The organism is uncultured Acetobacteroides sp. (assembly GCF_963667355.2).
GTDB lineage: Bacteria > Bacteroidota > Bacteroidia > Bacteroidales > ZOR0009 > Acetobacteroides.
The window spans coordinates 4161584-4175154 of sequence record NZ_OY763328.2 but is presented as its reverse complement, the minus strand read 5'-3'; the positions used below and the strand labels follow the sequence as shown (position 1 = coordinate 4175154).

The 13571-nt window shown below is 48.4% G+C and carries 12 protein-coding genes; 3 read left to right on the top strand and 9 right to left on the bottom strand.

Annotated features, from left to right (window positions below; translation table 11 throughout):
- Positions 1-170: 170 nt before the first annotated feature.
- The 7 genes from ACHZA1_RS17215 to ACHZA1_RS17185 all read right to left on the bottom strand — a co-directional run bounded on the left by ACHZA1_RS17215 (position 171) and on the right by ACHZA1_RS17185 (position 9265).
- Positions 171-2693, bottom strand: coding sequence for a TonB-dependent receptor domain-containing protein (locus tag ACHZA1_RS17215; RefSeq protein ID WP_320053095.1), 2523 nt, complete (start codon positions 2691-2693; stop codon positions 171-173).
- 258 nt (positions 2694-2951) lie between these two features.
- Positions 2952-4127: an IS4 family transposase gene (locus tag ACHZA1_RS17210; RefSeq protein ID WP_320053094.1), complete on the bottom strand. Its 1176-nt coding sequence runs from the start codon at positions 4125-4127 to the stop codon at positions 2952-2954.
- Positions 4128-4461: 334 nt separating this feature from the next.
- The gene (locus ACHZA1_RS17205) at positions 4462-5133 is read right to left on the bottom strand and encodes a hypothetical protein (RefSeq protein WP_320053093.1); all 672 of its coding nucleotides are present in this window, start codon (positions 5131-5133) and stop codon (positions 4462-4464) included.
- Positions 5134-5212: 79 nt separating this feature from the next.
- Positions 5213-6154, bottom strand: a complete 942-nt coding sequence (locus ACHZA1_RS17200) for a transporter (RefSeq protein ID WP_320054929.1) — start codon at positions 6152-6154, stop codon at positions 5213-5215.
- 488 nt (positions 6155-6642) lie between these two features.
- On the bottom strand, positions 6643-7374 hold the full coding sequence (locus tag ACHZA1_RS17195; protein ID WP_320053092.1) for a hypothetical protein: 732 nt from the start codon (positions 7372-7374) through the stop codon (positions 6643-6645).
- Between the two features lie 45 nt (positions 7375-7419).
- Positions 7420-8163, bottom strand: coding sequence for a hypothetical protein (locus ACHZA1_RS17190; RefSeq protein ID WP_320053091.1), 744 nt, complete (start codon positions 8161-8163; stop codon positions 7420-7422).
- Positions 8164-8395: 232 nt separating this feature from the next.
- On the bottom strand, positions 8396-9265 hold the full coding sequence (locus ACHZA1_RS17185; RefSeq protein ID WP_320053090.1) for an NAD(P)-dependent oxidoreductase: 870 nt from the start codon (positions 9263-9265) through the stop codon (positions 8396-8398).
- Positions 9266-9616: 351 nt separating this feature from the next.
- Between ACHZA1_RS17185 and ACHZA1_RS17180 the strand changes: the two genes are divergently transcribed.
- Positions 9617-9949: a DUF1456 family protein gene (locus ACHZA1_RS17180; RefSeq protein WP_320053089.1), complete on the top strand. Its 333-nt coding sequence runs from the start codon at positions 9617-9619 to the stop codon at positions 9947-9949.
- Between the two features lie 19 nt (positions 9950-9968).
- Here ACHZA1_RS17180 and ACHZA1_RS17175 read toward each other — a convergent pair whose 3' ends face one another.
- Positions 9969-10175, bottom strand: coding sequence for a hypothetical protein (locus ACHZA1_RS17175; protein WP_320053088.1), 207 nt, complete (start codon positions 10173-10175; stop codon positions 9969-9971).
- A 210-nt stretch (positions 10176-10385) separates the two neighbouring features.
- On the opposite strand from ACHZA1_RS17175, the gene ACHZA1_RS17170 reads away from it, so the two are divergent.
- Both ACHZA1_RS17170 and ACHZA1_RS17165 read left to right on the top strand, forming a co-directional pair.
- Positions 10386-11372, top strand: coding sequence for an L-histidine N(alpha)-methyltransferase (locus ACHZA1_RS17170; protein WP_320053087.1), 987 nt, complete (start codon positions 10386-10388; stop codon positions 11370-11372).
- 122 nt (positions 11373-11494) lie between these two features.
- The gene (locus ACHZA1_RS17165) at positions 11495-12847 is read left to right on the top strand and encodes a DEAD/DEAH box helicase (protein WP_320053086.1); all 1353 of its coding nucleotides are present in this window, start codon (positions 11495-11497) and stop codon (positions 12845-12847) included.
- A 71-nt stretch (positions 12848-12918) separates the two neighbouring features.
- Here the strand turns inward: ACHZA1_RS17165 and ACHZA1_RS17160 are convergent, their stop codons facing one another.
- Positions 12919-13557: a porin family protein gene (locus tag ACHZA1_RS17160; RefSeq protein WP_320053085.1), complete on the bottom strand. Its 639-nt coding sequence runs from the start codon at positions 13555-13557 to the stop codon at positions 12919-12921.
- Positions 13558-13571 lie beyond the last annotated feature (14 nt).

Sequence of the window (13571 nt, the reverse complement as noted above, 5' to 3'; positions counted from 1 at the left end):
CAGCTTAATGGCGGTCATAGACCGCTGCTTAAGTTCGGCGGAAACGAAGTTCGACGTAGTCAATTACAAATTCCGCCGAGCCTCGTGCGCTTATTCTACGCAGAGCGGGGGCTCAACCGAAGATGGTTGAGCCCCCGCTTTTCGAAAACTATTGATTGCTGCGTCTATTGCTAGTTAGGCATATTAACCATATCCTCCTCTTCCTCGTTTCCCTCCTTTTTCTGCGGCTTGAGCTTGTAGTTATTTATCTTGTACGAGAAACCTAAGAAGATATTAGGCGTTTGCCGCCAGCTCTTAGTATAGGAGGTATAGCTGTTGCCATATCCATCCTGAATATACTTGTTGGTATTAAAGATATCGCTCATGCGAAGGCTGAGGCTGATCTTATCCTTTAGCATGTTGTAGCGGGCTCCGGCATCGAAGTAGTAAACGGTGCGCGTTTTACCCTGAATACCGCCACCGCCCATACCGCGCATTCCTCCTGTTGATACAACGGGCGACTTGTAGCTGCACATCAGCTGGAAGCTGAGATTTTTGGTGGCATACCAGTTATTTGTCGCCCGTAGCGTCCAGGAATTTGAGGCGCGGGTGTTGCTGTTCAGAATGCTACTGCCACTTTCGGATAGCTTAAGATAGAAGTAGCTGCCGCTGGCATTCACATTCCACCACTTTAGCAGGTTTACGTTGCACGACGCCTCAGCACCATACGACACGCTGCTGTTCAGGTTTACGTACGTGGTGATGGACTGAATGGGGCTAAGCTGCGTACGAACAGCAGCGACAACCCCTGTTGTTTTGCGGTAAAATCCCGTTAGGGACAATGAATTCTTATTGCGCTGCTTGGTGTAGCCTAACTCGAAAGAGTTGACGTACTCCGGATTCAAATCGGGGTTACCCTTGGTTATGTTCAGCGTATCGGTGCGATTCTCGAAGGGATTAAGGTTGCCGATCCTAGGCCGGTTGATACGGCGGCTGTAGTTGATGCCATACTCATCCTCGTCGTTGGGGTCGTACTTAATGAAGGCCGAGGGAAAGAGATCGAGGTAATTTTTGGTGAAGGAAGAGCTCTGCGTTTTTTGTACCCCATGAGCATGAGTTTGCTCGGCACGAACGCCAGCCTGCAGCTTAAACTTGCCAATACCACGCCCGTAGATGAAGTATAGGGCATTTACCAGCAGGTTGTAGTCAAAGTCGTTGTCGTACTGGGGTAAATGTACCGCCGCTGAAGCAGGCGAGTAGCTTTTGCTCAAATTGTAGTTCAATGTCGACTGGTTGTTACTTATCTGGTAGCCGGCCTCTATCCGCCCCTTCTCGGCCATTGGTAGCTCTAGGTCGGTACGGAAAAAGCTTCTTGTATTGTCGTTGCTGGTGTTGGTAAGCTGGTAGCTGTAGGGAGGCAGCTTATCGAGGTTGCTTGCTGCAGCGGAAACCTTCTCGTACTGCTCAATAGTTCCCTGCTCCGATTTGGAGTTGCCCCTATCGACGTTAACCTCGGCCGTGAGCTGGGCTCCCTCGCGGCGGAGCTCATGCTTGTAGCTCAAGTCGTACTCAAATCCCCCCTTGTTCGTGCTCGTATTCCACGAATGGCGACCATAGTCGTAGGTATGCAGGCTATTCTCATCAAAAAAGCCCGAGGTGGTATCCCTACTCCTCATGTTTCGAGGCTCGAGGGTAAACGAGGTGCTAATCGTGTTCCGCTTATCAATAAAGTAGTCGACCCCCAGCTGTATATTCTGCATCCGCATGTTGCTAATGGTGGAAGTATTCTTCTGCTGGAAGGTGCTGCTTTGAGCAAGGGTGTTTTGCGACCAGAAATCCTGGTAGCTGCGGCTATGAAACGACCGCAGCGTGTAGTTGGTAAAGAGGTTCACCTTGTTCTTCCGGTAGTTTAGCGACACGTTCCCCATCCACTTGTCGTTCCACCCGGCAGTAAGGTTCACGATACCGTTGAGCCCCCGTTGGACATCCTTCTTGAGGATGATGTTGATGATGCCCGACACCCCCTCGGGGTCGTACTTGGCCGACGGGTTGCTGATTACCTCCACCCGCTCAATCAGCACGGCCGGCATCTGGTCGAGGCTCACCAGGTTCGACGGACGGCCATCGATGAGGATGGTAACCCCCGCCCCACGCATCGACACGTTGCCATCGAAATCGACCTGAACGGCAGGAAGCGACTGCATGATGTCGAGGGCGGTACCTCCCGTTCCGTACATGGTTTTATCGATGTTGTAGACCTTCTTATCCAGGTTGCTTTGCACCTCGTTCTGATGCCCCGTAACCGTTACCCCCTGTAGCATTTGAGTAGCTGGAGCCAAAATAACGCTACCAATATCGAGCGATGGCTGCGACAGCTTTACGCCCCGTTTGACAAAAGCGGTGTAGCCTATGAAATCGACCTTTACGTTGTAAACCCCATAGGCAATCCGTTCGAGGCTGAACCTCCCCTGATGATCGGTAATACCTCCAGTAACCATGGTGCTATCCTTTGCCCGGTAGATGGTTACGGTGGCGTACTCAACCGGCTGGTTGGTCGATTTATCAATCACCGTTCCGGTAATCTGGCCCACTCCTGGTGCACCAGCTACGCCTCTTCCAGCCCCTGCGGTTGGGTGCTGCTGGGCAAAAGCAGCAGCCGCCAGCACCGTAAGCGCTACGGATAACGCGAATCCTATTCTTACTGCAGATTTCATACGGCTTACCCTTTTTGAAAAGAGCACCTCGTAGATTTTGTTACCTAGCGCTCAATTCGGCTCATACTCCTTAAACGCCTCAGGGGAAAATTGCATTAATAATTGGAGGTTATTGTAAGCTAACCAATGCGCACGGGAGATTATGGAAAGACCGCTAAAGAATAGCCATACACCGCTGAAGAGCGGCTTTATGCTGCTAGAAACGGGGGTGGTACGCCTTTAAATGGCAGGGAGACGCATGCAATGCACTGCTGTCCGCTAAAATAATTTAAGGTTTGAATTGCTTACAGGTTGAAAGTTCTCCGATAATTCAGCCTTGGCTAGGAACTCTTTTAGGTTCTCCTTTTCAAAAAGCGAAACGCTCAAGATTCGAAGTAATTCAAATGGCGATGACTTTGACTTCAATTCGACACCGACTAGAGCTACCAAGCAGTAGGCGATAATGCCTACATATATTTGGATTTTTACAGAGTTTTCGGAAGTTCCGTAAAATTGCTTTATCCTTAAATGCTGCTTTATCCATTTGAAGTACATCTCAATTTGCCATCTACACTTGTATAGGTATGCGATTTTATGCGCCTCTAAATCGAGGTTATTCGTAAAGAATTCTAGAGTTGCTTTCTTCTCTTCGTTGTAGTAGTAGATTATTCTCAGAGGTTTTTGATACCGAGCTTTCGCCCAACGATTCGACAATCTTATTTTTAAGTCGCGTAAAATGCCTTTTTCATGGACATCGCAGCTACATTCCTCTATAATTTCGAAGTTCATTTTCTCTTTCCTTCGCACTACAAAAAATGCACCTGCTTCATCGATTTTGTTAAGAGATAACAGTTTGACATAGGCTTTGTCGAAAATGTAAAATGCATCCGGTTCGTATTGAAAGTAGCCCATAACGCTTTGATCCCTGACGTCATGGTCGGTGATTACATTGTAAACCGGAATGCTTGTAAGGATGTCAAACATGGTGTGAACCTTAATTCCTCCTTTCCCATTTTGCACCTTGGACCACGAATACGCTTCCCATTTTAAAGTAACTGTTGTTGAATCCAACGCAAGCACACGATGAGGGATTCCCTCCATGAACAGCCCTTCGATGTTACCCCTTTTATCTTGAGCTATCTTAACAACTCGTTCAGCAAATAGCCGAAATATTTCCACATTTCGCTTCTCATTTGCTTCAGACAGCGTTGTGCGGCAAACGCTTTTGCCAAAGCCTAAACGATAAAACTTTGACCGATGCGCATTAAGCGATCCGATGATGTCGCGTAAACTTTCCCGGGCTGTCAGCTGAGCCCACAGCATAACCAAGAAATGGTTCCAGCAGGTAAACGATTTTATGTACTTGTTGCCATCGTACTTATTGACCAAATATTCGAAGTAGTCCTCAGGCAAGAACTGGCATAATTGCTTAAAAATATAGGTTCCACTATTCATTGCTTACAGTTTGTAGCTTGTCGCAAAAGTAAGCATCTGATATGTTCCGACTTTATCGCAACTGAATTAGCAATTAAACATCAATGTGTTAGTAGGTGTTTTAATAATATTTCCCGGACACTAGTGCATGCAATGCGTCTCTACTCACAACGCTTACTGGGGGATGCTGTGGGATGTGCGGTTGGCGTCTTCCTACTTGCGGCTCGTTGCTGGTTAACGAACAGCCCTCCTTCTCTTTTCCCGAGTCGTAGGCAGTAGTAGAAGAAAATAAGGCGCAGCCGTGGGTGGTGCGCTGCAAGGAGGGACGGGGGAATGACGGTGGTAAGTCCGCTACCTAGGGTATGTTTAGCATGTAGCTTACTTCCTTAAATTCGAGACCTTCAATCCCGGTCTTCTCGATAGCATCCCTTAACCGCTCCGAAACGAGAATATCACCCTCTACAATGTAGTACAGGAAGTCGTAGTCACTATTAAAGGTGGTATAATCCCAAACATGGGAACGCTTGGATTGGTTGTACAGCTGAATATCGAACTCCTCGTACTCCTGCCAGGTGCTGATGCCTTCTACAGGATGCTCTTCGCCCTCTACATGAAAGAAGCTTCGCCCAAAGTTGATGTTCTGCAGCGGGTGTATGGCGTACTGAAATATCCAGTAGTCCAGTTTATCGCCCCTAAAGAGCAGCTTGGTGGGGTAAAAGTGATACCCCTGCCCTATTTTGAACTGCCCCAGCAGCTGCTTAAGGCGGTCGGAAATATACCAACAACCTCCTGTTGGGTACTCGCCAATAAAACCATGCACATCCTGCAGCCGCCACTCCCAGTTTTTTTGGGGGCCGTAGCTTTGCAGGTGGAAGTAGTCGAATACAGGCGCATCCATAACAACCTCCCCCTTGCCCATGCGGTAGAAGTACTGCTTACCGTCGAGGACATACTCCCCGTTGGCATGGCCTAACACCCCCTCGGGTGTATTGAATATGCTTACAATCTTTACCCTATAATATCTCATAGCTATAAAAGCCCCCCATCATTAACATTTCTCGCTAATTATAGCGAAGGCACCAAAGGTAGCAAAAACGGCGGCTACGCTACCTCCCCTGGCGCTTCCGGTAGAGCTGGTACGAGTTGAAGAGGTTGTGCCAAACGCTGTAGAAGCCGCCGGCGATGGCCGTAACGGGGCTCAGGAAGGTGGCGCCGAGCCAGATGGAGAAGACAGTGTTCTTTTGGCCGATGCTTTGTCCGCCGCCGATGCGGTCGTGGTAGCGCGCGCCAATGGTTTTGCCCACGGCAAACTGAACGATGCAGCAGAGGAGCGACACCGCGGCAATGCCCAGCTCGTAGCCAAGGCCAACGTTGCTGTGCACGATGCTGCGCACGGTAACGGCAAGGGCAATAATCAGCGCCACAGCCCACAGGTAGAAGGCCACCCCGGCGCGCTCCACCAACTTAAGGTGCCAGCGGGGCAGGTAAACCCTCACGGCCCAGGCCGCCAGAAAGGGGAAGATGAGCAGCGGGAATACCTTGTGCAGGATGAGCAGGAAGGAGGGCCAGAAGGCCAGCGACGCGCTGGTGCCCACCAGCGAGAGCACGAGCGGGATGCAGATGGCCGAGGCGATGTTGACCAGGATGGTGTAGCTTACCAGCGCCTGGGTGTCGCCGCCCAGCTTGCCGGTAACCACGGCGGCAGCGGTGGCCGTTGGCGTAATCATGCAGATCATGGCCGCCTCCACGATCACGCGGTAGGGCGAATGCGGAAAGAGGTAGAGCAGCAGGCCAAGGAGGCAAAACGCCCCGATTTGGACCAGCAGCAGCCACAGGTGCAGGGGGCGCAACCGCAGCTCGTGCGGGTTAACCTTGCAGAACGAGAGGAAGAGCATGGCAAAGATGAGCAGCGGCTGAAGCACGCCGATGAGCTGGTTGACGAACGGCTTTGTGGGCGCCAGCATGGGGATGCTCACGAATACGAAGTAGCCCAGTATGCCCGCAAGCATCGCAATGGGAAGCGTCCAGTTTTTGAAGAATTGTACCATTACCCTAGTCTCTACATTTTCGGGGGGCAAAGGTAAGGGCGGCAGCCGCAGAGTATCCACCGGCGCTGCTAAATAATGCGAAAGGGCTGGCGGAGGACGGAGCAACATGCCGCACATGCATGCGCTGCCCTATTGCGTACAGCTCAACGCCTCGGCACCGAATGGCGGAACCGTTAGCGTATTAGGGAATGCCGTAGCGTACGCGGTAGAACCACCAGCGACATTGGGAGAATTGGCAGCGTACTGGGTAGAATTACCAGCGACATAGGGAGAATTGGCAGCGTACTGGGTAGAATCGCCAGCAACATAGGGAGAATTGGCAGCGTACTAGGGAGAATCGCCAGCAACATAGGGAGAATTGGCAGCGTACTAGGGAGAATCACCAGCGACAGGCCAAAAAGGCCTCTCCGACAAGCCATAAAAAAGGGTGGCCCTGTCTTCGCGACTTGCCACCCTCTACATGTATGTAAGGTTAACATAGAAACCAACTACTTCGTTGGAGTATTCGGTTTTGGCTTTGCCTTCTTGGGTGGCTCCTTGTAGCCCACCTGCTTGAGGGCCGCCAAATAGGAGAGTTTCTCGGCATCGAGCTTGCTATCCATAAGGGCGCTGGCCATCTTGGATATGGTAATCACCTCGTCGTACAGGTCGTTTAGCTTGGTGTTCAGGCTGTCCGAGATATCCTTTTTGCCAGTCTTAAGCACCTCCTGCTGGGCATTCAGGTTGTAGAACACGTCGGCGAGCGCAACAATTTCGGTAATGGGCTGCTCGTCCATTCCGGTTGCCAGCAAATCGGCCTTGATGGAACCCGGTAGGTTTTTCTGGAAGGCTACAAGGATTTCGATGAGCTTATCCTGCGAGGTAATGCCCAGCTTAGAGGCAAAGTTGAGCCCCAGGGCGGTAAGTATGCGCTTACACTTTTCGGGCTCTTTATGGAATTCGATTTCGATCTGAGATTTTACCTTTTGGAGGAGATCCTTCGCTCTTGCCTCCTTAACCTGAACCTCCTCGGTCTTCTCCTTAACGATTAGCGTTGAATCCAGCGCGAAATCGTTCTTGAGAATGGTGTTGATGCTGGCGATCACGCCCTGGAAATACTTGTCGTCCCACTTTGCGCGCATCGCCTTTACCTTATCAATGATGGTTAGGGCGTTGTCGGCGATAAGCCGTAGGGCTAGCAACATCTGAATTGTCGTTCCCCGATACTTACGGTCACTCATAGTAAAGTTGGTTGTAGTGATTTGTATTTGAAGCAAAATTGAGGCTTAGTACCTTCTGCGGCGCTTGCGGCGGGTGGTGGTCGATCGGACTCTAGGGGCCGGATCCTCGTAGCCCACCGCGTACAGGGCCTGCATGTACGAGAGCGCCGCCGTTTCGGCCACCTCGGGCAGCAGCACCTCCGCGATGGTGGTGATATCCATAACCTCGTCGTAGAGGCTCACCAGCAGGCTCACCTTATCGTAGGAGAGATCGACGGTCTTGCGGGCAAAGGAGTCCAGCTCCACGTTCAGCATCTCGCACTCGTGGCCCAGCCGCTGCACCTCGCCAAGGAGCTTGGGGTTCATGCCGGCATCCACCAGCAGATGATCCACCTCTGGGGTTAAGTTTTTGCAGAAGATCTGCAGCGTGGTCAGCAGCGCGCAGTCCGATATCAGGTCAAGGCTCTTCAGCCGGTAAAAGCCGAGCGTTTGGGTGAGGAATGAATGGTTCTGGTAGTCATTCTTAAAGTCCAGGTCGATCTGAACCCGTACCTGCTGAAGAAGAATCCGGGCAGCGGCCTCTACCCTACCAATAATATCGGTACGCTCGTGGAGCGACATGGTAAAGTTGATGCTAAACTCGTCGTGGAGGATGGCGTTAACCCGATCTAGAAAGGATCTCAGATAGGCCTCGTCCCACTTGGGGCGGACTTCCTTAATTTTATCCGCCATACGAATTGCATTTTCGAGAACGATTCTTAATGCTAGAAGCATCTGTAAGGGAGTCCCCTTATACCTTCGAGTACTCATAGATGGTTTTATTAGTTAGATATTAAGTTTATAACACATCCACTAAAATAGTACATTATATCTTTCGTGATACTCGAAAATGCAATTATTTTTTAACACACAAACAAAACAATATAATTTTACCTAATAAGTGCTGTTTTTTCACCAATCATTTCGGCCAAAACCACCCGAAAAACAAGAAAAGCGGAGCCGCCAAGCTCCGCTTTTCTGTTTTTTTTTCGCGTAAGGATTCCTAGCGCCCCTGCTTGGCGAGGAATTCAACAATAGCAGCCGAGTCTAAATCGCCCAACCCAGAGGTGCTTGCATTTCGGTAGTTCTCCTCGATCTGTAGCCCCACGTTGGTGGAGAGCCCCTGCTCCTTTGCCAGCCTCAAGTCCTTCGCCAAATGCTTGAGGGCAAATGCAGCGGTAAAGTCGTTATTCACCAAGTTAGCTGTCTTTATCTTGCTGATGCCGCATCCCATGGCGCCCTCGTTAAGGATGGCCATCATATCAGCAGTGGCAATGCCCTTTTGGTTGGCAAAGAGCACCATCTCGGCCATTCCCTCAAAGTAGAAGGCCAGCATCAGGTTAATGGCCAGCTTAGCGCTATTCCCTGCGCCACTGGCGCCAAGGTGTATCGCCATTTTGCCCAAGCAATCGAAGATGGGTTTTGCCAGCTCATAATGCGCCTTTTCGCCACCTACCAGAATCACCAGCTGCCCATCCTGGGCAGGCTTTACGCTGCCCGAAACGGGAGCATCGAGGTATGCCAAGCCCAGCTCAGAGGCCTTCCCTGCAAGATACTTAGTGGTATCAGGCGATACGGTGCTCATATCGATGGCCAGCTTACCGCTTAAGCCGCTGCAGCTAAGAATCCCACCAGGAGCTTCGAACACCGCCTTAACGGCAGCATCGTCGGAAACCATAGTGATGATGATATCGGAGCCGTCCACCAGCTCCTGAATGGAGGTTGCAAGCGCTGCCCCCTTCTCTACAAGCGGCAGAGCCTTGCTTTCTGTACGGTTGTAAACGGTGGCCTCGAATCCTGCTTTTAGCAGATTTAGCGCCATGGGCGTTCCCATATTGCCCAGACCAATCCACCCTATACGTTGTTTTTTCATTGGTTAGCTAGATTTTATTGACCCAAAGGTAGAGAGTTTGGGGTAAAGATGTTCCGAAGAAGCGCAGGAATTCAGGGATTTTGCTTTTAGGATGTTCTAGGTGCTGCATTCACCCCTAAATCCCCTAAAGGGGACTTTGCGGCAGCTCAACCATCATGGAATATCTCGAACTCCTATTCGGCCTATGGTTACGATACGTGCTGCGCCGTAGCCCCCTTTAGGGGGTTGGGGGTAAATACGGCTGGCATTTCAGCAGCCCCTAAGTGAAAACATAAAAGCAAGCTTGCTGCCCACCATCTCGCCCACTTCGCTTTATAAATAAAGAGTATATTTGCAGAAAATTAGCGAACAATGGATAATAACGACATACTAAAGAAGCTGCGGGTAGCGCTCAAGCTCCGCGACGATGAGATTGTTGAAATACTGAAGCTGGTCGATTTCCGCATCACCACTACCGAGTTGGGGGCATTCTTCCGCAAGACGGACCATCCCAACTACAAAGAGTGCGGCGATCAGGTGCTTCGCAACTTTCTAAATGGGCTAGTAATCCATCTACGAGGCCCGATAGAGCAAAAGGAGCCCAAGGATGACGCACCAGCAGCATCGAAGCCCAAGCTCAAGCGCATTCCAGTAAAGAAAGACTTAAAGAGAGACGATAAACCCTCAGATAAAAAAAAGTCCTAGCGATTTGCTAGGACTTTTTTTATTCGGTTTCTTCAGGCTTATGGTAAACCAGCTTATCGCCTTCCAGAATCGGGAACTTAATCCAGAGCGTCTGGCGAATGGGCTTACCGTTAACCGAGATGGTCATTCCCGGAATCCTTTTTACATGCAGCAACCCTAGGAGATCGCTTATTTTTACAACCTCACGATCAATCTCTATCGGTTTTTCGTTTACGAATACTTCCACGTCTTATACCTTTTTGTTAGATGCTCCACCATTGTAGCTTACACCGGGCAAAGGTAGCAGAAAATATGTAATGTAAAGGTTTAAAACGCAACCGTGACAGATAGAAATAACACACTTTTAGTGCATTAAAATAACATATCGCGCAAACTGCATGTTGTACATACAGAGACCAAAGGTGTAGTATTATTTACAACCAATAATACGTTGATAATGTACGATTTTGAAGGTCAACTCGGCAACAATAAGCTTGTTCCTCAAATTTTGGATAAATCGACAAATGAGACCATAAAAGAAATTCTCGAAGGGTTACGACGTACGCCAAAGCACTTAGACATCTGCCATTTTTATAGTAGCTCTGATTTTACAAGCAGTTCTTCAACCAAAGCCGCTTTTCTAAACAATCGTATTCTGCGAAGAAGTAAGCTCATAAAAAGCAATAAGGAGACAATTCAAAACATCTTTTCCGATAAAGAAAAAATCAGGCTAGTCGAAGTTGGTAACGATAGCAGCAGCCAAAAGACAAAATCGATAATCGAGATTCTATGGGAGAGCAATATCCAGTTTGAATTTATACCTATTTCCAACTCCAAACGCTATCTCGAATACTATATAACAGAACTTTGGCAGCAGTTCCCATCAATAAATGTATTTCCACTAGCCGGCAATTACCTTGATATACTTGCCGACCTAGCATCTGAGAGTACCCCAATACTTGTAGTGCTAAGCGACCTTGTAACCAAAGAGGGCAGAGAAGAAAAGAAGCAGCGGATAGAGCAAGTTAGCAGCACATTAAATTATGGAGATTGGGTTCAAATCGACTTTGAGCTTAAAGCCGACCCTCGTATTCTCTCGAAAAGCACACCAGATAATGCACCGAAGAAAGCATTAATAAGCACCCTAAACGAGATGCTTCAAGGGAATTTTGACGAAGCTAGCTTTATCTACTACCCCCATTACAACCCTCAAACAGGCGAACAACAAACCTGCTTGGTAAGTACTAAAAGGCAAAATGTATATTTGGCAATTGCCGACGAAACCATTAGTTTTAAGATGTGGGAATGCATTTCCATTGAATCCGTTCAGCGATACGCCCCAAAAGAGATAGAGAGCCTAGCCCATAGTACAGGATTTATTCCGCGCATAACCCTATTCGATTACAGCAGGCAAACATGCTGCTCTTTTTGGCAGAAGGAATAAAGCAGCATTAAGGGGAAAACTAATAACACATGTTAATGGTTTCAGATCCATTCTAATAAGTTAATGCTAGTTTCATTTGCTTATTAGAGTTACCTTTGCCGCCCAAACAAGAACTTACCAAAGTGACATTCGACGAGTTTAACTTAAATGCTCCGTTAAAAAACGCCCTAGAGGAGCTCGGATACATCTATCCAACCCCCATTCAACAAAGCACATTCCCCGTCGCGATGTCGGGGCGCGATGTAATCGGCATAGCCCAAACAGGAACAGGAAAAACATTTGCCTACCTAATTCCAATCCTACGTCAGCTAGGCTACTCTGATCAAAAGCAGCCACGAATAATCATCATAGTACCAACCAGAGAGTTGGTTCTTCAAGTTATAAAGGAGATCGAATCGCTAACCTCCTACATGACCGTAAGAATTGCAGGAGTATATGGCGGTACCAATATTAACACCCAAAGACAGGTAATACACAATGGCTTGGACATACTTGTTGCAACGCCTGGTCGCCTATACGACCTAGCCCTTACCGGGGTGCTCCGCTTCAAGTCAGTACAAAAGTTGGTTATCGACGAAGTTGACGAAATGCTTAACATGGGCTTCAGACCACAGCTAATGAGCATTTTGGATTTACTTCCCGAAAAGCGCCAAAATCTAATGTTCTCGGCTACGCTAACTGCCGATGTCGAGGCGCTTATCGATTTATACTTCAATAAGCCCGAACGCATTGAAGAAGCCCCTCACGGAACACCGCTCGATAGCATAGACCAGCGCACCTACTTTGTTCCCAACTACAACACCAAGATAAATATGGTGGAGTACCTCCTTGCCAATGACGAGGATATGAGGCGAGTGCTAATATTTGTGCGCAACAAGCGCATTGCAGATCGGCTCCACGAGCATCTCAGCGAAAAGCATCCTGGAATGATTGGGGTTATCCACTCCAACAAGGCGCCAAACACCCGCGTAAATGCGCTAAATCGTTTCCAAAATGGCGAATCGAGGGCTTTAATTGCAACCGATATTATCTCGCGTGGTTTGGACATATCGGACGTATCGCACGTCATCAACTTCGATACGCCAATGGAGGCACCAGATTACATCCACCGCATTGGTCGAACAGGACGTGCCGATAAAACTGGTGTTGCCATCAACCTAGTTGTAAAGGACGACGAGGAATTGCTAATGGCTATAGAACACCTCATGAAGCGCCCTATACCACCAGCCACTCTTCCCGAAGACCTAAAGATATCGACGGTACTTACGGAGGATGAAAAGCAAGCGCCCCTGTACGATAAAAACTACCTGAAGGCACCATCCATAAAGAATTCGAAGGGGAATTTCCACGAGAAGAAGGAAAAGAATAAAAAGGTTAACCTTGGTGGACCTAGCAAAAGAAACGACAAAAGGAAGGCTAAGTTTACCAGCAAAAAATCACCTCAAGCCCCTAAGAGCGGTAAGATGTTCTTTTAACCTTCCAGCAACTGCATAAAAAATGGCGTTTCAATCTGAAACGCCATTTTGTTTTCTTAAGTGATTGTAAACTAGAAAAGCTTCCAGCCAAGCGTAAAGATAAACTGCTGAGGACGGCTTCCAAAATTCACCTTACTTCCCGAAGCAGTGTTGTAAGCAGAGCCTAACTTGCTAATACTCGTTTCGTAGCGAGCATCCAACGAAATCTTAAGGATATCAACACCAACGCCTGCCTGTAGGCCCCAGTTTGCCTTGTCCATATCCTGATCCAAACCACTAACGTTATCAACAATGTTGGTATTGCTAAGAATTATAGTGGCAACAGGACCCGCATTTACGCGAAACGGACCAAACTTAGTTCCAAAGAGAACTGGGATGTTGAGCGTATTCAGCTTATTTACCTCTGTGCTAACATTTGTTGACCCAATTTCTTGCAACGTTATCTCGGTGCTCGATTGAGCGTAGTAGAGTTCTGGCTGAACGAAAAAGCCCAAAACGCTTACACGAGCATATGCTCCTGCCAAGAAGCCTACCTTTGCCTTATTATTGATGATATCGTATCCTGTTTTACCATTATCATTAGATAACCTAACGTTCCTAAAGACATCTGTTGTGGTATTAATACCGCCCTTCAATCCAAAAGTTAGAAATTGGGCACTCGCAGCACCTGCAAAAGCCACCAAAGCGGCAATTAGTAAAAACTTTCTCATAGTATTCAAAATTA

Coding starts and splice junctions, on each gene's coding strand:
- ACHZA1_RS17200 (WP_320054929.1), bottom strand. CDS start 6,154: ATGGTACAATTCTTCAAAAACTGGACGCTTCCCATTGCGATGCTTGCG.
- ACHZA1_RS17180 (WP_320053089.1), top strand. CDS start 9,617: ATGGATAATAACGACATACTAAAGAAGCTGCGGGTAGCGCTCAAGCTC.
- ACHZA1_RS17210 (WP_320053094.1), bottom strand. CDS start 4,127: ATGAATAGTGGAACCTATATTTTTAAGCAATTATGCCAGTTCTTGCCT.
- ACHZA1_RS17190 (WP_320053091.1), bottom strand. CDS start 8,163: ATGAGTACTCGAAGGTATAAGGGGACTCCCTTACAGATGCTTCTAGCA.
- ACHZA1_RS17185 (WP_320053090.1), bottom strand. CDS start 9,265: ATGAAAAAACAACGTATAGGGTGGATTGGTCTGGGCAATATGGGAACG.
- ACHZA1_RS17170 (WP_320053087.1), top strand. CDS start 10,386: ATGTACGATTTTGAAGGTCAACTCGGCAACAATAAGCTTGTTCCTCAA.
- ACHZA1_RS17215 (WP_320053095.1), bottom strand. CDS start 2,693: ATGAAATCTGCAGTAAGAATAGGATTCGCGTTATCCGTAGCGCTTACG.
- ACHZA1_RS17160 (WP_320053085.1), bottom strand. CDS start 13,557: ATGAGAAAGTTTTTACTAATTGCCGCTTTGGTGGCTTTTGCAGGTGCT.
- ACHZA1_RS17195 (WP_320053092.1), bottom strand. CDS start 7,374: ATGAGTGACCGTAAGTATCGGGGAACGACAATTCAGATGTTGCTAGCC.
- ACHZA1_RS17205 (WP_320053093.1), bottom strand. CDS start 5,133: ATGAGATATTATAGGGTAAAGATTGTAAGCATATTCAATACACCCGAG.